General features: G+C 68.7%; 22 protein-coding genes. 3 read left to right on the top strand and 19 right to left on the bottom strand.

Annotated elements, in window-relative coordinates; genetic code table 11:
- Nucleotides 1–55 precede the first annotated feature (55 nt).
- The gene (locus tag IM738_RS13285; RefSeq protein ID WP_236961233.1) at nucleotides 56–658 is read left to right on the top strand and encodes a glycine zipper 2TM domain-containing protein; all 603 of its coding nucleotides are present in this window, start codon (nucleotides 56–58) and stop codon (nucleotides 656–658) included.
- Between the two features lie 140 nt (nucleotides 659–798).
- Here the strand turns inward: IM738_RS13285 and IM738_RS13290 are convergent, their stop codons facing one another.
- The 12 genes from IM738_RS13290 to msrB all read right to left on the bottom strand — a co-directional run bounded on the left by IM738_RS13290 (nucleotide 799) and on the right by msrB (nucleotide 11,036).
- On the bottom strand, nucleotides 799–1,635 hold the full coding sequence (locus IM738_RS13290) for a response regulator (protein ID WP_236961234.1): 837 nt from the start codon (nucleotides 1,633–1,635) through the stop codon (nucleotides 799–801).
- Nucleotides 1,632–3,314: a PAS domain-containing hybrid sensor histidine kinase/response regulator gene (locus tag IM738_RS13295; protein WP_236961235.1), complete on the bottom strand. Its 1,683-nt coding sequence runs from the start codon at nucleotides 3,312–3,314 to the stop codon at nucleotides 1,632–1,634. The genes IM738_RS13290 and IM738_RS13295 overlap by 4 nt, the downstream gene beginning before the upstream one ends.
- Nucleotides 3,315–3,415: 101 nt before the next feature.
- A complete protein-coding gene (locus IM738_RS13300) occupies nucleotides 3,416–3,565 on the bottom strand; it encodes a lmo0937 family membrane protein (RefSeq protein WP_236961236.1) in 150 nt (49 codons plus the stop codon).
- 14 nt (nucleotides 3,566–3,579) lie between these two features.
- A complete protein-coding gene (locus IM738_RS13305; RefSeq protein WP_236961237.1) occupies nucleotides 3,580–4,002 on the bottom strand; it encodes a hypothetical protein in 423 nt (140 codons plus the stop codon).
- The gene (locus tag IM738_RS13310) at nucleotides 3,999–4,385 is read right to left on the bottom strand and encodes a hypothetical protein (protein WP_236961238.1); all 387 of its coding nucleotides are present in this window, start codon (nucleotides 4,383–4,385) and stop codon (nucleotides 3,999–4,001) included. Before IM738_RS13310 ends, IM738_RS13305 begins: the two co-directional genes overlap by 4 nt.
- A gap of 16 nt (nucleotides 4,386–4,401) precedes the next feature.
- Nucleotides 4,402–4,767, bottom strand: coding sequence for a hypothetical protein (locus IM738_RS13315; RefSeq protein ID WP_236961239.1), 366 nt, complete (start codon nucleotides 4,765–4,767; stop codon nucleotides 4,402–4,404).
- 52 nt (nucleotides 4,768–4,819) lie between these two features.
- Nucleotides 4,820–5,134: a BON domain-containing protein gene (locus IM738_RS13320; RefSeq protein WP_236961240.1), complete on the bottom strand. Its 315-nt coding sequence runs from the start codon at nucleotides 5,132–5,134 to the stop codon at nucleotides 4,820–4,822.
- 285 nt (nucleotides 5,135–5,419) lie between these two features.
- A complete protein-coding gene (locus IM738_RS13325; protein ID WP_236961241.1) occupies nucleotides 5,420–6,643 on the bottom strand; it encodes an efflux RND transporter periplasmic adaptor subunit in 1,224 nt (407 codons plus the stop codon).
- Nucleotides 6,640–9,009, bottom strand: coding sequence for an ABC transporter permease (locus IM738_RS13330; RefSeq protein WP_236961242.1), 2,370 nt, complete (start codon nucleotides 9,007–9,009; stop codon nucleotides 6,640–6,642). Before IM738_RS13330 ends, IM738_RS13325 begins: the two co-directional genes overlap by 4 nt.
- Before the next feature lie 7 nt (nucleotides 9,010–9,016).
- On the bottom strand, nucleotides 9,017–9,754 hold the full coding sequence (locus IM738_RS13335) for an ABC transporter ATP-binding protein (protein WP_236961243.1): 738 nt from the start codon (nucleotides 9,752–9,754) through the stop codon (nucleotides 9,017–9,019).
- Between the two features lie 176 nt (nucleotides 9,755–9,930).
- Entirely contained in the window at nucleotides 9,931–10,518 is a 588-nt protein-coding gene (gene msrA / locus IM738_RS13340) for a peptide-methionine (S)-S-oxide reductase MsrA (RefSeq protein WP_236961244.1), read from the bottom strand.
- Nucleotides 10,519–10,538: 20 nt separating this feature from the next.
- The gene (msrB, locus tag IM738_RS13345) at nucleotides 10,539–11,036 is read right to left on the bottom strand and encodes a peptide-methionine (R)-S-oxide reductase MsrB (protein ID WP_236961245.1); all 498 of its coding nucleotides are present in this window, start codon (nucleotides 11,034–11,036) and stop codon (nucleotides 10,539–10,541) included.
- Nucleotides 11,037–11,267: 231 nt separating this feature from the next.
- On the opposite strand from msrB, the gene IM738_RS13350 reads away from it, so the two are divergent.
- On the top strand, nucleotides 11,268–11,555 hold the full coding sequence (locus IM738_RS13350; RefSeq protein ID WP_236961246.1) for a hypothetical protein: 288 nt from the start codon (nucleotides 11,268–11,270) through the stop codon (nucleotides 11,553–11,555).
- A gap of 6 nt (nucleotides 11,556–11,561) precedes the next feature.
- Here the strand turns inward: IM738_RS13350 and IM738_RS13355 are convergent, their stop codons facing one another.
- From IM738_RS13355 to IM738_RS13365, 3 genes are all read right to left on the bottom strand, one after another.
- On the bottom strand, nucleotides 11,562–12,962 hold the full coding sequence (locus IM738_RS13355; protein ID WP_236961247.1) for a GDSL-type esterase/lipase family protein: 1,401 nt from the start codon (nucleotides 12,960–12,962) through the stop codon (nucleotides 11,562–11,564).
- 86 nt (nucleotides 12,963–13,048) lie between these two features.
- Nucleotides 13,049–14,134: a M48 family metallopeptidase gene (locus IM738_RS13360; RefSeq protein ID WP_236961248.1), complete on the bottom strand. Its 1,086-nt coding sequence runs from the start codon at nucleotides 14,132–14,134 to the stop codon at nucleotides 13,049–13,051.
- A complete protein-coding gene (locus tag IM738_RS13365) occupies nucleotides 14,134–15,360 on the bottom strand; it encodes a YjgN family protein (RefSeq protein WP_236961249.1) in 1,227 nt (408 codons plus the stop codon). The genes IM738_RS13360 and IM738_RS13365 overlap by 1 nt, the downstream gene beginning before the upstream one ends.
- A gap of 107 nt (nucleotides 15,361–15,467) precedes the next feature.
- On the opposite strand from IM738_RS13365, the gene IM738_RS13370 reads away from it, so the two are divergent.
- Nucleotides 15,468–17,255 carry an ABC transporter transmembrane domain-containing protein gene (locus tag IM738_RS13370; RefSeq protein ID WP_236961250.1) on the top strand — a complete coding sequence of 596 codons (1,788 nt, stop codon included), beginning with the start codon at nucleotides 15,468–15,470 and terminating at the stop codon, nucleotides 17,253–17,255.
- 473 nt (nucleotides 17,256–17,728) lie between these two features.
- On the opposite strand, the gene IM738_RS13375 is transcribed toward IM738_RS13370, so the two are convergent.
- The 4 genes from IM738_RS13375 to IM738_RS13390 all read right to left on the bottom strand — a co-directional run bounded on the left by IM738_RS13375 (nucleotide 17,729) and on the right by IM738_RS13390 (nucleotide 21,680).
- Nucleotides 17,729–18,688 carry a dipeptide ABC transporter ATP-binding protein gene (locus IM738_RS13375; RefSeq protein WP_236961251.1) on the bottom strand — a complete coding sequence of 320 codons (960 nt, stop codon included), beginning with the start codon at nucleotides 18,686–18,688 and terminating at the stop codon, nucleotides 17,729–17,731.
- Complete coding sequence (locus tag IM738_RS13380; protein ID WP_236961252.1) at nucleotides 18,685–19,659, bottom strand: ABC transporter ATP-binding protein; 975 nt, start codon at nucleotides 19,657–19,659, stop codon at nucleotides 18,685–18,687. The genes IM738_RS13375 and IM738_RS13380 overlap by 4 nt, the downstream gene beginning before the upstream one ends.
- A gap of 19 nt (nucleotides 19,660–19,678) precedes the next feature.
- Entirely contained in the window at nucleotides 19,679–20,536 is an 858-nt protein-coding gene (locus tag IM738_RS13385) for an ABC transporter permease subunit (RefSeq protein ID WP_236961253.1), read from the bottom strand.
- Between the two features lie 112 nt (nucleotides 20,537–20,648).
- Nucleotides 20,649–21,680 carry an ABC transporter permease subunit gene (locus tag IM738_RS13390; protein ID WP_236961254.1) on the bottom strand — a complete coding sequence of 344 codons (1,032 nt, stop codon included), beginning with the start codon at nucleotides 21,678–21,680 and terminating at the stop codon, nucleotides 20,649–20,651.
- Nucleotides 21,681–21,834 lie beyond the last annotated feature (154 nt).

Genomic DNA, 21,834 nt, shown 5'->3' on the forward strand with positions numbered 1-21,834 from the left:
AACAGACCCGGCCCGCCAGAACGCCTACCGTGAGTCACCCCAACAGGAGACCATCATGCGCCCCACGTCCAAACTCACGTTTCGCAGCCCCGCCGCCCTCGGCGTCATGGCCCTGGCCGTGCTCACCCTGGCCGGCTGTGCCGCGCCCTACCCGGTGTACGAACAGCAGCCGGTGTCGCAGAACCCCGTCTACAACACCCCCAGCCAGCAACAACGGCCCGACTACCGCCGCCGCGACCGCGAACGGCTGTATGAAGCCGAGGTGACCTCGGTGCGCGCGGTCATGGGCCAGAGCGCACAGCGCTGCTGGATCGAGCGCGAAGCGGTGGCGCCCCAGCGCCAGCAGCCCAACGTGGGCGGCGCCATCGTCGGCGGTGTGATCGGCGGCATCCTCGGCCACCAGGTCGGCGGCGGACGGGGCAAGGACATTGCCACGGCCGGCGGCGCGGTGGCCGGCGCCTACATCGGCTCCAACGTCGGCAACGACCGCTACGGCAACACGCGCGACGTGCAGCGCTGCAGCAACACCGCCGCCAGCAGCGAGCCCGCCTACTGGGACGTGAGCTACCAGTTCCGGGGCGTCACGCACCATGTGCAGATGAGCTCGCCCCCCGGCCGCACCGTCACCGTGACCGGGGACGGTGAACCGAGGGAGTGAGGGCTCCCCCCGCGCCGCTTCGCGTCACCCCCCAGGGGGCGATGCGAGTGGCCCGGCGGAGCCGGTTCCACCGCATCCTGCGGGGGGCACTTCGCTCCGGAAGGAGCGCAGGCATCTCGCTCCGGGTGGGGGTCTTGGGTTCACTTCGGTGAACCGACGATCTCGACGCCAAAGCCCCGGTAGCCGACGAGCGTGCAGCCGGCGTCGAACATGGGTGTGCCGCTCACGCGGTACTGCCGGGTCGTGCCGTCGGGCAGCGTCCGGCTGAGCACCATGTCCAGAAACGGGGCGCGCGCCGCGATGCGGTCCTGCAGCGTCTTGCGCTGTGTCAGGTTCCAGCCGTCGCCGCCGGGCGACGCCGCACCGCCGTCACCGTTCAGCGTGTCCACCTGCAGGCCGAGCATTTCCAGCACCGGGCCCGACACCTTGGTGAAGCGGCCCTCGCCGTCCTGCTCCCAGTACCAGTCGGTCGCCAGCTCGGTCAGGGCGCGGTAGCGCGCTTCGCTCTCGCGCAGCTCGGCGGTGCGCTCCAGCACGCGCTGCTCCAGGTGCTGGTTGTGGCGCGCCAGCTGCCGGTGCAGCAGGCGCACCTCGATCAGGTTGTGGATGCGCGCCTTGACCTCGACCAGGTCAAACGGTTTGCTGACGAAGTCCTTGGCGCCGGCCTGCAGCGCGCGCAGTTTGTGGCCTGGCTGGGCGGTGATCACCAGCACCGGCAGGTAGTCGTCGTCGGCGGTGCTGGCCTTGAGGCCTTCCATGACCTGGAAGCCGTCCATGCCCGGCATCTGCAGGTCGAGCAGGATGAGATCGAACGGCGCCCTGCGGTGCATCGCGCAGACCTTGTCGGGCTCCGTGGTGCTGGACACCCGGGTGTAGCCGGCATCGGCCAGCATGGCTTCGAGCAGGGCCACATTGGCCGGCTGGTCGTCGACGATCAGGATGCGCGCATTGAGCCGCTCCAGAGGGGTGAGGTTCATGCGGGTTCCTGGTGCGCGGCGGGGCCGCTGGTGGCTTCGGCCACCCGCAGGGCCGCGTCCAGCGCGTCCATGAGCTGGGTGACCTTGATGGGCTTGGTGAGGTAGTTGAAGAAGCCCGCGTCCAGACCGCGCTGGATGTCGCGCGGCACGGCGTTGGCGCTCAGCGCGATGACGGGGATGTGCGCGGTGACCGGGTCGGCGCGCAGGATCTTCATGGCCTCGATGCCGCTGATGCCCGGCAGGTTGATGTCCATCAGGATCACCTCGGGCTGGTACACCCGGGCGAACTCGATGCCCAGGCTGGCATCGGCCGCGCCGAGCAGGCGCATGTCGGTACGCCGCCCGATGATCTGCTCGACCAGCTCCAGGTTGGCCGGGTTGTCCTCCACGTACAGCAGGGTGTGCTGGGGCGTGCCGGGCAGCGCGTCGGGGCGCGGTGCGTCGGCGGGGAGCGCGTCGCCCTGCGCGATCGCCTGCGGCGCTTCGGTCAGCGCCATCTCGACCCAGAACACGCTGCCCACGCCGGGCGTGCTGTCGGCACCGATCTCGCCCCCCATCAGGTGCACCAGCCGCTGCGTCACCACCAGGCCGATGCCGGTGCCCTCTTCGCCGCCCGACTCCTGGCCCAGCCGGTTGAAGGGCTGGAACAGCTGGGCCAGCTGTGCGGGCGCCAGACCCGGACCGGTGTCGCGCACGCTGATGCGCACCGCATCCGGCGGGCTCAGCGTGCAGGCCACCGTGACATGGCCGCCGCGCTGGTTGTATTTGATGGCGTTGAACAGCAGGTTGATCAGCACCTGCTTGAGGCGGGTGCGGTCGGCCTTCACGTAGCGCGGCGCCTCCAGCCGCGCAAACACCATGCCGATGCCGCGCTGCTGCGCCTGCTGCTCGACCATGGCGCGGCACTCGGCCAGCACCTCGGTGAGCGACACCGGTTCGCCCGAGAGCGAGAGCTTGCCGGACTCGATCAGCGCCAGGTCGAGGATCTCGTTGATCAACTCCAGCAGGTACCAGCCGGCCTTCAGGATCTGGTCGATGCTGCGTTTTTGCGTGGGGGTGGGCTCGGGCGTGCCCGACTCCACCAGCTGCGCAAACCCCAGGATGGCGTTGAGCGGCGTGCGCAGCTCGTGGCTCATGCTGGAGATGAAATCGGTCTTGGCGCGGTTGGCCTTCTCGGCCGCGTCCACGGCCTCGTTGAGCTGCTGCTCCACCCGCTTTCGCACCGAGTTGTCGGTGCCGATCAGCAGGTAGCCGATGAGGTCGCCGTAGTCGTCGCGCAGCGCGGTGATCGACACGATGGCCGGAAAGCGGCTGCCGTCCTTGCAGATGTAGGTGAGTTCGTAGATGTCTTCGATGCCGCGCGAGGCCTTGAAGGCCAGGGCCTCGAAGCCCGGTGCGATCGGTGTGTCGAGTTCCACGCTGAGCGCCATGGCGCGGGCCCTCACCTCCATCGGGTCGTGCATGTCGCTCGGGCGCACGCGGTTGATCACCTCGTCGGCGCGGTAGCCCAGCATGCGCTCGGCCCCGACGTTGAAGAGCTGGATGATGCCCTTCTCGTCGGTCGCGATGATCGAAAAATTGGGGCTGTTGAGGATGGCGGTCTGCAGCGCACCCGCCTTGAGCAAGGCGTTGTGGCGGCCGGGCTCGGCGGCGTCGCTGCGGGGAGGGGTCTCTGACATCGTTACTTCCGTGAACACCGCCCCATGGGCGGCAAGCCTCGACCCTGCCCGACCCCGCCCACCGGGTCTGTTCGTTACCGCACACAGCGGCCGGGCGGGACCTACAGCGGGCTGCGTCCCGTGATCACCCGCAGCAGCACCATGACGACGGCGATCACCAGCAGGATGTGGATGAAACCGCCCAGGGTGGTCGACGTGACCAGGCCCAGCAGCCAGAGGATGAGCAGCACGACGGCGATGGTGTAGAGCATGGGATGTCCTTCTTTCAACGCTGGGGGGGACGGGTGGTGGAGCGGCGCCACAGCCAGACGGCGCCCGCCACAGCGGCCACGGCGACCACCGTGCGCGGGTGTCGGCGGACCAGGCCCAGGCCCTGGACCAGCACCGGCACCGGGGGGGTCGCCATGGGCGCGGGCATCACCACCGTCGCCGGCGCCGGACGCAGCAGGCGCTGGAACAGCGCGCCCGCGGCCAGCGAGGCCGAGGGGTGCTCGCGCAGGCCCTTGATCAAAGGCCAGGCGGCGCTGGCGACCCAGCCCATCAGCGACGGCCGGGCCCGCTGGGCGCGGTCGCTGGCCAGCCAGCGGGCCAGGCGCTCGCGGTTCTGATTCAGGCGCACGCTCGCCGGGCTGGCGAGCGAAGACAGGGTCGCCATATCGGTGGCGGGAAGGGGGTGCGACGGTTTCATGGTGCGGCCGGTGGTGAGCGCAGCAGCGCCAGGTCCTGGCCCATCTGTCCACGCAGGCGGTCCATCGAACCGCTCGGGGCCTGGCGGTGGGCGAGCAGCAAGGCCCACACCCCCAGCACGGCGGGCAACACCGGCGTCAACCAGAACAGCCAGGGAACCCGTGTGCCCTCACCGGGCAACGACGCCCACAACAGCACCGCGACGCCCGCCAGCGTGAGGGCCACCAGCAGGAGGGCGGCTCCGGCCAGCTGCAGGCCCAGGCGCCGCTGCAGGCAGCGACCACTGAGTTGCAGCTCTTCGGACACGAGGCTGGCGTAGGCCGCCGCGTGCTCCGCCAGCCACAGGGGCTGCGCCGCGGCGAGGCGAAACACCGGGTGGATCACGAGCGCGCCTCGGCGGTCAGCGGCCGGTGCCGCTGTGGCGGCTGAACAAGGCCACCAGGCCCATGAGCGCGGCGCCCACGGCGGCGGCCATGAGCACCGACTTCACCGGCTCGTGCTGGATGTAGGTCGTGGTCACGTCCTTGGCGTGCATCGACTTTTCACGCAGCAGGTGCGCGCGTTCGCGGACCGCCTCCATGCCGTCGTGCGCGAGCGCTTCGGTGTGCTGGGCGAACTGCTTGAGCGCGGCGCCCGACTGGTCACGGGCCACGGTCAGGCCTTCCTGGGCGGAGCGCACGGCGTGTTCGGTCCCTTGGGCGACGGCACTGGCCAGGGTGGCGGCGTCATCGCCCAGGTGCTTGAAGTTGTCGTTGGTGGTGTTCATGAGAATGCCTTTGAAATGCGGGTGGGATGGCGATGAGCGGGCGGGTGCCCGATCACTTCAGGCGCATGTCGTTCTTGACCGTGCGCACACCGCTCACGGCGCGCGTGACCTGGATCGCGCGATCGATGTCGGACTGGGTGCCCACAAAGCCGCTGAGCTGAACCGCGCCCTTGAAGGTTTCCACGTTGATCTCGGCGGACTTCAGCGTGTCTTCCTTGAAGATCGCGGCCTTCACCTTGGCGGTGATCGCCGTGTCGTCCACGTACTGGCCGGTGCTTTCCTGGGTGGTCGAGGAAGCACAGCCACCGATGAAGGTGAAAGCGGCGGCGGCGAGCAGCAGGAAAGAGAAGCGTTGTGTGAGTTTCATGGTGGGCTTTCTGTGAAGAAGGGATCGGACAGCGCGGCCAGGGGCCACGCCTCGGGAGGGTTCAGCGATCTGTCCATCGCCGATGTCTTCACAGTAAAGCCCACGCCACAAAACGTCTGTGCGCTGCCGCACCTTGAGGTGAGCAGGTGAGATGAACACGCAGTCCCCCCTCCCGGAGCGAGATCCGCCACACATGAAGCACCCCAGCCCAGGACATCGCCGGGCCGGCTTTGCCGGACGGCTGATGTCGCCCCCTGGGGGGGTAGCGCGAAGCGCTGCGGGGGGTTACTTCGTCTTCACCGGCTGCCCGTCCGTCATCACGCTGCCCGGGTACAGCACCACGGTCTCGCCCGCCGTCAGGCCCTCTTTCACCCACGCCACGTCGGCGTTGCGGTCGCTGATCTGCACGCTGCGTGCGCGCGCCTGGCCGGCCTCCACCACGAACACGCGCCAGCGCTCGCCGTCGCGCACCAGCGCCGCGCTCGGCACCAGCAGGGCGTCGGCCTGCGACGACACGGTGATGCGCGCATCGACGCGAAACCCGTCGCCCAGCCGCGCGGCCTCGCCCACAGCGGGCGCCAGTGCCACGACCACGTTCACCCGCTGCTCTTCGATGCCCAGCGCCGACACCTTGGTGAACGCCATCGGCTCCACGCGCAGCACCTGGCCCGACATGGCGGGCGCACCGCTGCCGGTGGACAGCGCCACGGCCGCGCCGGGCCGCACCTGCCGCACCTCGCCCGAGAGCACGTCGATCACCGCCTCCATCTGTGCCGTGTCACCGACCACCAGCAGGGGCGCGCCGGCCGTGACCGGGGCCTCGCTCTCCAGGTGCAGCTTGAGCACCTGGCCGTTCACCGGGCTCTTGATCTGCCACAGCCCGGCGGTCTGCGCGGCCGCAGGGGCGGCCAGGCTGAGCCCGGCGCGGGCCTCGGCCAGCGCAAAGTCGGCCATGGCCTGCTCGGCCCGCGCGGCGTTCAGCGCCTGCAACGCGGCCTGCCGGGCGAGCTCGGCCTGGTCGCGCGCCGAGGGCGCGATGAACTGGTCTTTCGCGAGCTGGCTGGCGCGGTTGGCTTCGAGCGTGGCCAGCGACAGCGCGGTCTGCGCGCGCTGCACCTGCGCGGCGGCGGCGCGGCGCGCGGCCTCGGCGCTGCCCACGCGCTGCTGCAACACGCTGCGCGTGCGCGCGTCGATCATCTGCGGGGCCACCGGCTGCAAGGTGGCCACCACCTCGCCGGCCTTCACCGCGTCGCCCACCTGGAGCGTGGGGCGCAGCAGTTGCGCCGAGGTGGGCGCGGTGATCACGTAGCGGTGCTTCAGCCGCAGCTGCCCGTCTTCTTCGATGGCCTGCTGGAAGGTGCCGGTGGCGACCGTGGCCACCTCGACCCGCAGCGGGCGCGGCCGGTACACCGCGACCACCAGCCCCACGGCAGCCACCCCCAGCAAACCCCACCACAGCCAGCGGCGGGACTTCTTCGATGTGTTGGAAGCCTTGCTCTTGTCGTTCATTCACGCACCTTCAATACGGACACCAGGTCCAGTTGGTCGATCTTGCGCCGCACCAGCAAGGCGCTGGCCACACCCGCAGCGAGCACGATGAGGGCCGCCGAGGCGTAGGTGGACGGTTCGATCACGACGGGGAAATCGATGCTGTCCGACGACATCAGCTGCATCATCAGCGTGGCCAGCCCCCAGCCCGCGAGCCCGCCCACGGGCAGCGCCAGCAGCAGCTCGGCGCCCAGCTCGGCCAGCAGCAGCACCGAGACCTCGGCCCGCGTCATGCCCAGCACGCGCAGGCTCGCCAGCTCCCAGGCGCGCTCGGACAGCGAGATGCGCGCCGCGTTGTAGATGATGCCCACCGCCATCGCCACCGCAAACAGCGTGAGGATGCCGCTGAAGATGCCCATGTTGCGCGAGGTGGTCTTGTCGAAGGCGGCCATGGAGCCGGCCTTGTCGAACACCGAGTTGATCATGGGCGCGGCCTTCACCGCGCCCCAGAAGGCGTCCATGGCCAGCGGGTCCACCTGCAGCGCCGCGTCGGCCACGCCGTCGCCGTCGCGCGCGAGCCGGTTCATGGCGTCGAGGTTCATGTAGAGCTGCTGGCCGAACATGGTGTGCACCACGTCCACCACCACCACCGGCACCCGCGTCTGGCTCCAGAGCCGGAACGCGATCTCGACGCGGTCGCCCACGCGCGCGCCCAGTTCCTTGGCGAGCAGCGCGCTCAGCACCACGCCGTGCGCCGGCAGCGCCACCGCGCCACGCTGTTCGTCGACCACGCGCATCAGCTTCGCGTCGCCGCGGAACCCCAGCAGGGCCGTGTCCACGGTGCGCCCGCCCAGGCTCACGCGCACGGGCTCGGTGCGGTAGGGCTCGGCGTCGAGCACGCCGGGCAGGCGCTGCAGGTCCTGCACCACGCCCACCGGCACCGGGCGGCGGAAGTTCACCAGCACGTCGCCCTGCTGCACCTGGCGGAACTGCACGTCCACGATGTGCGCGATGGCGTCGAGCCAGAACGCGCCCGAGATCTGCAGCGCCACCGCCAGCGCGATGCCGGTCACGGTGAAGGCCGCGCGCAGCGGGCGGCGCTCGACGTTGCGGATCACCATCATCGCGCCGGTGCTGACCCAGCGCCCGAGGCCCAGGCGCTCGGCCAGCGTGCGCTGGTAGCTCGGTGGCGACGGCGGCTGCATGGCCTGCGCCGGGCTCAGGCGCACCACCGCGCGGATCGCGCTCCAGGTGCCGGCCGCGGCGGCGGCGCAGGCGATGAACACCGAGGCCACCACGAGCCAGACCGTGGTCACGTAACGCAGCCCGTTGAAGCGGAACACCTCGTCGTACAAGAGCAGCATGCCGCGCCCGATGGCCTCGCTGAAGCCCAGCCCCACCAGCAGGCCCAGCCCGGCGATGGCCAGCGCGAGCTGGATGTAGTGCCAGGCGATCGCGCCGTCGCTGTAGCCCAGCGCCTTGAGCGCCGCGATCTGGCTGCGCTGCGTGGCGACCTGCCGGCTCAGCACCACGTTGAGGATGAACATGGCCACGGCCAGAAAGATGGCCGGCAGCACCGTGCCCATGACCTTGAGCGAGGCCAGTTCGTCGTTGACGATCTTGGCCGAGAGCTGCTTGTCGCGCCCCGTCGATCCGATGGCGCCGTAGGGTTCGAGCAGGCGGTCCACCTGGGCCAGCACCGGCGCCACCGAGGCCCCGGCGTCGAGCCGCAGCGAGGCCAGGTTGAACGCGCCCTGCATGTCGAAGGCCTGCGTCATGCGCGCGCCGTCGATCCACCAGATGCCGAACGAGGTGTCGTCGGGCGCCCCACCCTGCGAGGCGAACACGTACTCGGGCGAGGCCGCCGTGCCCACGAGGTGCACGGCCTCGCGTTTGCCATTCAAGATGGCGTGCACGGTGTCGCCGGGGTTCAGGCCGCGCGCCGCCGCAAAACGGTCGCTCACCAGGGCTTCGAGCGCGCCGTCGCGCTCGGGCCAGCGCCCGCGCTTCAAGGTGAGCGCGTTCAGGCCCTGGCGGCCGGCGTGCACGCGCGCGAGGTCGAGCCCGATGAAACGCCCCGTCACGGGCGGCAGCACGCCCGGCAGGTCGATCTGCGCGTCGAACACCACGTCGAGCTTCACCTCGGCCACGCCGGGCAAGGCGGCCAGGCGCTCGCGCAGGTGCACCGGGGCGCGCTTGACGTTCGCGAACACGTCGGCGAGCCGGTTGTCGCGGTAGAAGGCGTCGCGCGAACCCTGGAGCGATTCGTGCACCGAGAACATGCCCACGAAACCGGCCACGCCGATGGCCACGACCATGGCGATGGTCGCCACCTGCGCGCGCAGCCGCGTGAGGTCGCGCCAGAGCTTGATGTGGATCGCTTTCATCGCGGTGTCACCAGCGCAGCGTGGACGCCGCCACCTTCTGCGGGTTGACGCGGGTCTCGACGATGCGCCCGTCGGCCAGGCGCAGCACGCGGTCGGCCAGCTCGGCGATGGGCGCGTTGTGGGTGATGACGATGGTGGTGGTGCCGAGCTCGCGGTTCACCTGCTCGATGGCCTGCAGCACCATCACGCCGGTGGCGCAGTCGAGCGCGCCGGTGGGTTCGTCGCACAGCAGCACCGCGGGGCGTTTGGCGATGGCCCGCGCGATGGCCACGCGCTGCTGCTCGCCGCCCGATAGCTGCGACACGAAGTGGTCCAGGCGCTCGCCCAGCCCCACCAGCGCCAGCGCGTCTTCGGGCCGCATCGGGTCGTCGGCGAGGTCGGTCACCAGCGCCACGTTTTCGCGCGCCGTGAGGCTGGGGATCAGGTTGTAGAACTGGAACACGAAGCCCACGTGCTCGCGCCGGTAGCGCGTGAGCTCGGCGTCGTCGGCGCCGGTGAGCTCGTGCACCTCGCCCGCGTGCGTCCACTGCGCCGAGCCGCTGGTGGCCGTGTCCAGCCCGCCCAGGATGTTGAGCAAGGTCGACTTGCCGCTGCCCGAGGCCCCGAGCAGCACCACGAACTCGCCGCGCACCACGTCCAGGTCCACGCCGCGCAGGGCGTGCACTGCGGTCTCGCCTTCGCCGTAGACCTTGGTGAGGCCGCGGGCCACGAAGACCGGTTCACGGTCGGGAGCAGGGGTTGGCATGGAAACGAACAGGGTGAAGGATCGGACAGAACCGCCACCATACATGGCGGCGGCACACACCCCCAGTATTTCAAAGCACGGTGCCGCGAGCACTGACCTGAGTCAAGCGCCACCCCGACACACGCGCCTGTCGCTCCTGGCCGCCCGCGGGCCTGTGCGCGCCGCCGGTGTCGGGCCTACTTCCAGAGTGCTTTGACGCGCGCGTCGCGTCCGCACGACAGCCGGTAGTAGCTGTAGCGCAGCTCGTTTTTCTTGTAATAGTCCTGGTGGTAGTCCTCGGCCAGGTAGAAGGCGCTGGCGGGCGCGAGCTCGGTGTGGATGGTCTTGAAACGGCCACTCTTCAGCAACGCGTCGCGGCTCGCCTCGGCCACCTGGCGTTCGGCCGCGTTGCCCCAGTAGATGCCGCTGCGGTACTGCGAGCCGATGTCGCAAAACTGCCGGTCCTTGACCGTGGGGTCGATGTGGCGCCAGAAGTACTCGACCAGTTGCGGATAACTCACCTTGGCCGGGTCGTAGGTCACGCGCACGGCTTCCGTGTGCCCGGTGTGGCCATTGCTCACCTGCTCGTAGGTCGGGTTGGGGGTCTTGCCGGCGGTGTAGCCCGACTCGACCGCCACCACGCCGGGCAGCTGTTCAAAGTCTTTTTCGATGCACCAGAAGCAGCCGCCAGCGAACACGGCGGTGGCCGTGGCGGCGTGGGTGAGCGGGGCGGTGGACAGCAGCAGGGCCGCCACAACAGACAGGATCGGGCGATTGGGGTTCATGGTGTCTTTCAAGGGAAATCTCAAGTGCGCAGGGCAGGCAAGGCCTGCTCTTTCGGCACAAAAGCCAGCGCCACGCCGTTGTTGCAATAGCGTTTGCCGGTGGGTTTGGGGCCGTCATTGAACACATGGCCCTGGTGCCCGCCGCAGCGCGAGCAGTGGTACTCGGTGCGCGGGTAGAAGGCCTTGTAGTCGGTCGAGGTGCCCAGCGCGCCCGCCAGCGGCTGCCAGAAGCTGGGCCAGCCGGTGCCGCTCTCGTATTTGTGCGCGGCGTCGAACAGCGGCAACTGGCACGCGGCGCACACGAAGGTGCCGGGGCGCTTTTCGCCGTTGAGCGGGCTGCTGCCGGCGCGCTCGGTGCCGTGCTCGAACAGCACGCCGTAGGCCGCGGGCGACACCAGGGCCTTCCACTGCGCCGCCGTCTTGCTCAGGGGAAACGGCGGTGCGGCCAGGGTGGTGGCGGGCAGCGACAGGCCGGCCAGCCAGCCGGCGAAATGCTTCAACATGGTGCGTCTTTCCATCACAGTGTCCTTGCGAGGTGTCGGGCGGTGCGCCGGACGGCGCCGCTCATCGGCCCGGAGACAGTTGGGTCGTCCGGGCAACCACATCCTTACAGCAAACGGCCAAGAACACGCCGCCGCCGGACGCAACACCTGGGGCACGCGCGGTCTTTGTGCCGGGCCAATGGCCTTGCAGGGCGGTGGGCGCGGTTGTCATCGGTGAGGAAGCCACCCATAATGCTGCACTGCACCATGGCAAATTCCACCGCTCCATTGCAACTCGGACTCGAGGACATCCTCGGGGACATGGTCCATGCGCGCCGCAACGGCGACATGGGACGGTTGGCCCTGCTGGCCTACTGCGAAGTGCGGCGCTGGGCGCGCCAGGCGGGTGAGAACGGTCTGGCCGACCGCTCCACCGCCCTGATCACACGAAACCCCCACGCCAGTCGCGACCAGTTCATGGAACAGATCGACGGGCTGATCAACGAACTCGAAGAAGCCCACACCCGCGTGGTGAGCCAGCAGCTGCCGAGGTAAGGCGGCTCAGAGGGTGGGCAACAGGGCCTGCCAGACGTTTTCCTGCACGGTGGGCTGGGCCGCGTCCTTCAAATGCACCGAATCCGGGTGGTAGTAGGTGCTGGTGGCCGGCACACCTGCCGAGCCCAAGAAATAGGTGCTCTGGTTGTTCGCCGCCACCTGCTGGTACATCCCCGTCATGCTCTGGCGGTAGGCCGTGCCCTTGGGGTAGAAGGCGAAGTCCATCACGTACACCCTGCTGCCTGCGGCCTGACTGACCCGGTGGATCGCGTTGAGGCCGACCTGCATGCTGCTGAAGGAGCGGTTTTGCCAGGCGTCGTTGGTGCCGAGCGCCACGATCACATGGGTGGGTGCGTGCTGGTTCACCCAGCCCTGGATGCGGCTGGCGCCCTGGTCGGTGCGCATGCCCCCTATGCTGACATTGACCACGCGGTTGCAGTTGTGCCCGGTGCGGGTCTTGATGGCGGAGGCCAGCGTCTCGGTCCAGACCTTGCCCTTGGTGACGAAGCTGTAGGGGTTGCCGTTGATGCTGACGCCATAGCCCTGTGACAGCGAGTCACCGACCACCATGACCACGCTGTTGATGTACGCGGCCGGCGGTTCGGTGGTGGCCGATGCGTCCAGCACGTAATAGGCGGTGCCCTCAAAGCGGTAGGCGCACGCCGTGTCGATGACGGTGTCGCGCTCCTCAAAACTGGCGGTGTAGAAGTGAAACCCGCGGTCTGGCCGGTAGAAGCGGTAGAGGGGTTTGAAACCGACACCACCGACCGCGCTGGCGTGGTAGGCCACGCCCTCGAACTGGTAGGTCGGCAGGTTGGCCTGGATGTGCGCCTTTTCCGCCTCGCTGATGGTGTAGAGGTGAACGCCGGTGGCCGTGTTGAAGAACCGGTAGACCGGCAGCAGCCCGTCCTGCGGGGTGGTGCTGACCGTGAAGGCCGGTCCCTCGTAGTGGAACTGGGGCAGGGTCTCGATCACCTGGTCCCGCTCGGCCTCGGAGACGGTGTAGAAATGCGCCCCGGTCCGGGTGTTGAGAAACCGGTAGGCCAGGACCTCGCCCACGAAGGCCTTGGCGGTCGCCTGCCCGGACACCGCCGATTTCCTCTGGTTCGCCTCCTGGCGGGCCGCTTCCAGCTCTTGCCGGTTGAGCCGGGCCGCCACCCCCAGCTGGGCCTCGATCTCCTCCTCGGCCGTGGGCATGGGCAAGGTCTGCCCCGAGTCGGCATAGTCTGCCCAGGCATCCAGCTCGGTCTTGCCCGACACGAGGGGGGTGTTCTGGGTGGCGACGCTGTCGTCCGCACTCTGGTCGGAAGCGCCGCCACCGCAGGCGGCCAGCATGGCCACCAGCAGCACGAGGCTCAGGCGGCGGAACCAGGGGAATGTTGGGGCGTGCGTGGACGGAGTTCGCATGACTGACGGGGCGCTGAAATGGGGACCCCCGATTATCGCGTCCCTCGGGAGCGCCCAAGCCCGCGCCGCTGAAGCGGCCGATGGGCTCAATGAAAGGGTTTCCACTCCCGGAAAAACCGGATGCGCTCGGCGTGGTCCGGGTGGCTGGCGATCGAGATCGGCAGGGCATCGCCACCCTCTTCCGCCGCGTCACTGCCGGCATCGGCATCGGCGTCGCCTTGCCGCTCCTCGGCCTGGATGCGCTCGAAAAACACCGCCATTTCCGCCGGGGAGATGCCCCCGGCGTGCAACAACGCTGCCGCATGGGCATCGGCCTCGCGCTCGGCGTCGCGGCTGTAGGACTGGGTCACCAGCGTGGCGGGCACCGTGGCGAGGAAGCTGCTCGCATCACCCAGCACCACACCGACCAAGGCGCTGACGAGGCTGGAGCGCACCAGCATGTCGAGCCCATGCCGGTGCTGCACATGGCCGAGTTCGTGTGCCAGCACGCCCACAAGGGCGTCGGGCCGGTCTTCCAGCATCTTCACCAGGTCGTCGGTCATGACGATGGCACCGCCCGGCAGGGCAAAGGCGTTGGCGCCCAGGATGTCGCTCTTGTGGAATGAGAGGTTCCAGGGCGGCGCGTCGCCGTCCGGGTGGCTCGCCTTCACCACCGCCGCGAAGCGCTGGCGCAGGGCGTCCTGCTGCTTCTGGGGCAGCTCGCTCGGCGTCAGAAAGATCGACTGGAGCTGCGACATGCTGGCCTCGCCGATGCGCTCCTCCAGCGCCTGCGGCACCAGGTGGGCCAGGGTGGTGCTGAGCCAGGGCACGCCCCAGACCCAGGCCGCCGCCAGAAACGCCACGGTGCCGGCCATGGCCACCAGCGTCGCGCGCCAGCTCTGCATCCAGCCCACCACCGCGCCCTCCCGATGCCCCTGGGCCTGCCACCAGGCGTCCCACTCGGCGGCGTCGGCGTGCTGGATCAGGCTGCCGTCGGGCAGCTCGGTCTGGCGCTGCCCGTGGGTGCGGCGCTCGGGCCAGCGCACCCGGGCCAGCGGGTAGCGGTGCTCGACCGCACCATCTTGCGTGCGCAGGAGCAGCTCATCGCCGTCGACGCGCAGGGTCACCGACTGAGGCCGGGGGCTGCGGCCGTCGAACCAACGGGTGCTCAGGGTCACGGCCATGCCGTCCATCACAGGCCCATGTCGATGCCGAAGAAGTCACCCGCCGCGTCGCCGATCACCCCCGCAGGCTGCTGCAGCGAGTCGCTCACCCAGCGGTCCACGTCGCCTTCCACCTGGACGCTCATGGCTTCGAGGCGGATGCGCGCGGAGCGCACCTTGGCAAAGGGCCAGTACAGCCCGAGCGTGAGGGCGATCAGCAGCCAGTTGACGATGTTCACGCGCATGAGCGGCGCGAGTCTGAGCTGGCTGGTGAAGCGGATGCGGGGGCTGCGTGTGTTCGACCAGAGCAGGTTCTGGAAGCGCGAGGTCATGTAGGAACCCACGATCAGCGGCCAGAGCACATAGACCATGGCGATCACCGCACCCGCGCCCACCATGAACAGCATGCCCGCACCCTCGCCCGGGTTGACGAGGTCGCCCAGGCTGGCCATGCCCAGCGACACCAACGCACCAAACAGCACGCCCATCAGCGTGCCCAGCCCCATCAGCACCAGCAGGGAGACGCCGGCGATCTTGATCGACAGGCCGTAGAAGCGTTTGGCGCCGGCGGTGAACCCGGTGCGCTCCTGCGCAAAAGCGTATCCACCATGCTGGTAGGCCTTGATGCGCGCCCACAACCAGGGCACCAGCACCATGAAACCCAGCACCACCAGCCCCACGGTGATCGCGGCCTGCTGGGCCGCTTCTTCGGAGACCACCTCGGGGTCGCTCATGTCGGGCACCAGCAGCGCCAACGCCAGCGCGGGAATGAAGAAGGGCAGCATGGCGAGGTAGGCAGACTTCAGGTCACCCACGAAGGCCAGCCGCACGCCGCGCCAGCTGGTGTTGCGCAGGCGGAACTGCAGCGACGCGCGCCACAGCGCCGGCCACAGCAGGGCAAACACCAGCAGGGCCACCCAGGACAGGGTCGGCATGAAGTTGGACACCGCCGAGTAGCTGACGCCCAGCACCAGCACCAGCAGGTAACCGCGAAACATCTTCCAGGGATCGGCGTGAAAACCCAGCGGGTCACCGCCGACCAGCGTGTTGTTCTGGAAATAGGCCATGCGCCGCGCGCGGGCGAACGGCAGGTACAGGGTCAGCGTCACCAGCGTGAGCAGGAGGTTGACGATCCAGATGCGGAAATACTCGCTGCCCGATCCGGTGAAGCGGATGTCCAGCGTCTGCGGGCCGGATGGCGGCGCCGGCTCCAGCGTCAAGCGCTCGGTTTCTTCAAATTCGTCTGTCGGTTCCATTCCCTGCCTTTTTTGTGTACTTGTGTACGGATGTAAGCCGGAAATGCTAACACCGGCACGGGGCGCCCTGAGGCATGGCACCCCACGAAAACCGGCACACTCGACCCATGAGCACCGCATCCGCCACCGAACGCCCCAAGTCGTCCACGCCCGCCTCCCTGGGCGGTCTGCGCCCCTTCATGCGGCCCTACCGGCTGCAGATCGGCCTGGCCATCCTGTTCCTGATGCTCGCGGCGGCCGCCACCCTGCTGTTTCCCTGGGCGCTGCGCCACCTGATCGACGGCGGGCTGGTGACACCGGGACGTGGCGATCAGGCCATGGCGCTGCGCGGGCACTTCGCGCAGCTCTTTGGCGTGGCGGTGCTGCTCGGCATCTCGTCGGCCGTGCGCTTCTATTTCGTGAGCTGGATCGGCGAGCGCGTCACCGCCGACCTGCGCAACGCGGTGTACAGCCACGTGCTGCGCCAGAGCCCGCAGTTCTTCGAGACCACGCAGACCGGCGAGGTGCTCTCGCGCCTGACCACCGACACCACGCTGGTGCAGACCGTGGTGGGCTCGTCACTCTCCATGGGCCTGCGCAACGCGGTGACCGGCATCGGCGCGCTGATCATGCTGGTGTGGACCAACCCCTACGTGATGCTGCAGGTGTCGCTGATCATCGGGCTGGTGGTGCTGCCGAGCATGTGGTTTGGCCGGCGCGTGCGCAAGCTCTCGCGCGCCAGCCAGGACCGCGTGGCCGACTCCAGCGCCATCGCGGCCGAGGTGCTGAACGCGATCCCCATCGTGCAGAGCTACACCGCCGAAGACCGCGAATCGCGGCGCTTCGCCGATTCGACCGAACACGCCTTCGGCACCGCCGTGAAGCGCAGCCGCGCGCGCGCCGGGCTGGTGGCCTTCATCATCATCAGCACCGCCGCCCTGCTGCTGTGGGGCCTGTACCAGGGCACGCAGGCCGTGATCGCCGGCGAGATCACCGCCGGCCACCTGGGCCAGACCGTGGTCTACATCGTCATCCTGGCCGGCGCGGTGGCGGTGCTGGGCGAGGTGTATGGCGACCTGCTGCGCGCGGCGGGCGCGAGCGAGCGGCTGATGGAGCTGCTGAGCCTCGAATCACCGGTGCAGTCGCCGGAGGTGCCGGTGGCCGCGGCCACGCCGCAGGGCGGCAGCGCGCTGCGGTTTGATGACATCACCTTCCACTACCCGTCGCGACCCGCACAGGCGGCGCTGGCGGGTTTTTCGCTTGACGTGAAACCCGGGCAGACCGTGGCCCTGGTGGGGCCGAGCGGCGCGGGCAAGAGCACGGTGTTCGGCCTGCTGCTGCGCTACTACGACCCGGCCTCGGGCGTGATCGCGCTCGACGGCGTGCCGATCCACCAGCTGAACCTGCACGAGCTGCGCTCGCGCATCGGCATCGTGCCGCAGGACCCGGTGATTTTCTCCAGCAGTGCGATGGAGAACATCCGCTACGGCAAACCCGGCGCGAGTGACGATCAGGTGCGCGCCGCGGCCCACGCGGCGTTTGCCGACGAGTTCCTCTGCAAGCTGCCTGAGGGTTATCACACCTTCCTCGGCGAGCGCGGTGTGCGCCTCTCGGGCGGGCAACGCCAGCGCATCGCCATCGCCCGCGCCATGCTGAAGAACCCGCCGCTGCTGTTGCTGGACGAAGCCACCAGCGCGCTGGACGCGCAGAGCGAGCGCATGGTGCAGGCCGCGCTGGAGTCGGCCATGAAAGACCGCACCACGCTGGTCATCGCCCACCGCCTGGCCACGGTGCAACAGGCCGACCACATCGTGGTGCTCGACCATGGGCGGCTGGTGGAACAGGGCACGCATGCGCAACTGGTGGCGCAGGGTGGGGTGTACGCGGGGTTGGCGGCTTTGCAGTTCAACGCTTGAACTCGCTCGCATTGAAGATGCGTTGCGGGAAGGTCCGGGAACAGTTGAACCTGCACCTCGTGCAGGACGATGGCGTCACCCCCGTTCTCCGGCCCACGCTCGCCGTCGGCTGAGTGGGCGCGCAGCCATCACCGCGTCAACCCCGCTTGGGCGTGTGGCCTCTGTGGCAACGGCGAATGGGGCCTGCGCCCGGGGATGCCACCATCGTCCTCAAAACCGTGTGGGTCGGCCTGCGGTTCGCGCCAACGTCACGTCGGGGCAGGTGGTTTGGGTGAGCGGGCGCAGTCCCCATTCGCGGTTGCCCACGCGGCGGAGCGCAACAAAAGGTGTTGATGAAGCCACGTCAGCCTACCCGGGCAGACACCCGCGAGGTGGGACGGAGAACGAGCACCCGGACCACCTGCCCCTGCCAGCCCGACACGAGCGCCGAAGGCAAAGCGCTTACCCTGCGCAACGACCAAGAGCCAGAAGACTCAAACGTGGTGGCAAGCCACCTGCCGTCCTTCCAGAGGCCGCAACAAAGGCAACTCACTCTCACAACGCGCATCCGCCTTCGGGCAGCGCTTGTGAAAGGCGCAGCCCGTGGGCGGGTTCAGCGGGCTGGGCAGCTCGCCGTGGATCTTGATCTTCTTCTGGCGCTGCGCCGGGTCAATCGACGGCGTGGCCGACAGCAAAGCCTGGGTGTACGGGTGCAGCGCGTTGGCGAAGATGGTGGCTTTGGGGCCGGCCTCGACCACGCGCCCCAGGTACATCACCATCACATCGTTGGCGATGTGCTCGACCACCGCGAGGTTGTGCGAGACGAACACGTAGGCGGTCTGCAGCTGCTCCTGCAGGTCCATGAACAGGTTGAGCACCTGCGCCTGGATCGACACATCCAGTGCCGAGGTGGGCTCGTCCGCCACCAGGATCTTGGGCTGCAGCACCATGGCGCGCGCGATGGCGATGCGCTGGCGCTGGCCGCCTGAGAACATGTGGGCGTAGCGGTCGTAATGTTCAGGGCGCAGGCCCACGCGCTCCAGGCTCGCCAGCACCTTGGCCTTGCGCTCGCTGGCGCTGAGCGTGGTGTTGAGCAGCAGCGGCTCGGCGATCTGGTGGCCGATTTTCTGGCGCGGGTTGAGCGAGGCGTAGGGGTTCTGGAACACCATCTGCACCTGGCTGCGCAGGCGCTTGTATTGCGCGCGGTCGCCCGGCTGCACCCACTCGCCGCCGACCTGCAAGCGGCCGCCGGTGGGCGGCTCGATCAGGGTGAGCTGGCGCGCGAGCGTGCTCTTGCCACAGCCCGATTCGCCGACCACGGCCAGCGTCTGTCCGGCCTTCAGCTCGAACGACACATCGACCAGCGCCTTGACAGTGACCCTGGGCTTCATGAAGCCTTGCGCCACGCCGTAGTGGCGCGTCAGCGATTCGGCCTGCATCACATTGCCGCTCATAGCGCCTCCTCGGCCGTCATGGGAAAAAAGCAGCGTGTCATCACGCCTTCCTGCTCGTGCAGGTCTGGACGTTCGTTGTGGCAGCGTGTCTGTGCCTTGGGGCAGCGCGGCGACAGCAGGCAACCCGCCGGCCGGTCGAACTGGCCAGGCACGATGCCCGGCAGCGTGTGCAGGCGGCGCGCGCCGCGGCTGTGCTCGGGCACGCTCTGCAGCAGCGCGTGCGTGTAGGGGTGCGTGGGCGCTCGGAACAAACGCGCCACCTCGCCCTGCTCCACCACCTGGCCGGCGTACATCACCGCGACGCGCTGGGCCACCTCGGCCACCACCGCGAGGTCGTGGGTGATGAGGATCAGCGCCATGTGGTGCGCCTGCTGCAGCTGCACCAGCAGCTCCATGATCTGCGCCTGGATGGTCACGTCCAGCGCGGTGGTGGGCTCGTCGGCGATCAGCAGCTTGGGGTTGCAGGCGATGGCGATCGCGATCATCACGCGCTGCGCCATGCCGCCCGAAAACTGGTGCGGGTAGCTCTCCAGCCGGCTCGCGGCGCCGGGGATTTCCACCATCTCCAGCAGCTCGATGGCGCGCGCTTTGGCCGCCGCGCCGCGCAGCCCCATGTGTTCGCGCAGCACCTCTTCGATCTGGAAGCCCACGGTGAAGCTCGGGTTGAGCGAGGTCATCGGGTCCTGGAAGATCATGGCCATGTCTTTGCCCAGGATCTGGCGGCGCTGCCGGTCGCTGATGGTCTGCAGGTCTTTTCCGTCGAACCGCAATTGATCCGCAGTGACCCGGCCCTGACCCGCCAGCAGCCCCATCAGCGCCATCATGGCGACCGATTTGCCCGAGCCCGATTCGCCCACGATGCCGAGCACTTGGCCCTGATCGAGCTGCAGATCGAGCGTGTCTACCGCGCGGAAGGCTCGGCCTTTGGCGCCGAACTCGACGCGCAGGTTTTGGATGTCAAGAAGACTCATGGTGTGTGTTCCCTGGGCTTCAAGATGCTGACTTGAGCTTCGGGTCCAGCGCATCGCGCAGCCCGTCACCCACCAGGTTGATCGCGAGCACCGACCAGAGAATCGTCAGACCCGGCAGCGTCACCACCCACCAGGCGCGTTCGATGTAGTCGCGCGCCGAGGCGAGCATGGTGCCCCACTCGGGCAACGGCGGCTGCACGCCCAGGCCCAGGAAGCCCAGCGCCGCGATCTCGAGGATGGCGGCGGAGAAGCTCATGGTGGCGTGCACGATCAGCGGCGCGGTGCAGTTGGGCAACACGGTCACGAACATCAGGCGCAGCGTGCGCGCGCCCGACAGGCGCGCGGCGGTGACGTAGTCGCGCTGCAGCTCGCTCAGCGCCGAGGCGCGCACCAGGCGCACATAGGCCGGCAGCGACACCAGCGCGATGGCGATCATGGCGTTGAGCAGGCCCGGGCCGAGGATGGCCATGATGGCCACGGCCATCAGCAGCGAGGGCAAGGCCATCACGATGTCCATGGCGCGCATGATGGTGGCGTCCACCCACTTGCCGGCGAACGCGGCCACCAGCCCCAGGATCACGCCCGGGATCAGCGCCATCACCACCGACACCAGGCCCACCAGCAGCGAGAGCCGCGCGCCGTGGATCAGGCGCGAGAGCAGGTCGCGGCCGAGCTCGTCGGTGCCGAGCAGAAACTGGCTGCTGCCACCGGCCCACACCGGCGCCTGCAGGAAGTTGTCGCGGTACTGCTCGATAGGGCTGTGCGGCGCGACCCAGGGCGCAAAGATGGCGAGCAGGCCCACGATCACCATGAACACCAGGCCGGCCACGGCACCCTTGTTGTGCGAGAAGGCTCGCCAGAATTCAGCAAAGTTCATTCAAAGATCTCCGCGCAGCGGTAGAGTGAGCGACGATCCGGCGCCGGGCCGCCCCAAGCCGGATCAGCCCCCTCGGGGGGCAGCGACCCGCGCAGCGGTGGAGCGTGGGGGCTCATGATGTTTGCACCCGGATGCGGGGGTTGGCGACACCGTAGAGCAGGTCCACGGCGAAGTTGGTCAGGATGACGAGGGTGGCCACGAGCAGGATGCCGTTCTGCACCACGGGGTAGTCGCGCCGGCCGATGGCGTCGATGAGCCATTTGCCGATGCCGGGCCAGGAGAAGATGGTCTCGGTCAGCACGGCGCCGCCCATGAGCGTGCCCACCTGCAGGCCCACCACAGTGAGCACGGGGATGAGCGCGTTGCGCAGCGTGTGCACGAAGATCACGCGCATGGGCGAGAGCCCCTTGGCGCGCGCGGTGCGCACGTAGTCTTCGCGCAGCACCTCCAGCATGGACGAGCGCGTCATGCGCGCGATCACCGCCAGCGGGATGGTGCCCAGCACAATGGCGGGCAGGATGAGGTGGCGTGCCGCGTCCCACACCGCACCGTTGTTGAGTTCGGGGTCGGCGCGCTCGGCGATCCAGGCGTCGATGAGCATGAAGCCGGTCTGCGGCGGCACATCGAACATCAGGTCCAGCCGGCCAGACACCGGCGTCCAGCCCAGCCCCACCGAGAAGATCAGGATCAGCAGCAGGCCCCACCAGAAGATGGGCATGGAGTAACCCGTGAGCGCACCCGTCATGACGGTATGGTCCAGCCAGGTGCCGCGCTTCACGGCCGCCAGCACACCGGCGATCAATCCCAGCACCAACGCCAGCAACAGCGCACACAGCGCCAGCTCCAGCGTGGCCGGAAACAAGGCCTTGAACTCGCTCCACACGCTGGCCTGCGTCTTGAGCGACTGACCCAGGTTGCCCTGCACCAGTTCACCGAGGTAACGGCCGTATTGCACATACAGCGGCTGGTCCAGCCCGAGCCGTTTCAAGGCCTCGGCGTGCAGGGCCGGGTCGAGCGTGCGCTCGCCCATCATCACCTCCACCGGGTCACCGGGAATCAGGCGAATGAGGGAAAAGGTCAACAGCGTGACGCCCAGGAACGTGGGGATCAGCACCATCAAGCGTTTGAGGATGTAGCTCAGCATGAGGGAACACCTCTTGGATTTTTCAGAACAGCCTAAAAAAAGCAGGCGTCAAAGATGACGCCTGCGATTCAGCCGGAGCAACGTGCCTGAGCGCAGAACGCGGCGGAACTGGCTTCGCCAGGCCGCTCGCGTTGCCCCCCGGGGGGTGACGCCG

This window comes from Hydrogenophaga sp. SL48 (assembly GCF_021729865.1).
Classification (GTDB): domain Bacteria; phylum Pseudomonadota; class Gammaproteobacteria; order Burkholderiales; family Burkholderiaceae_C; genus Hydrogenophaga.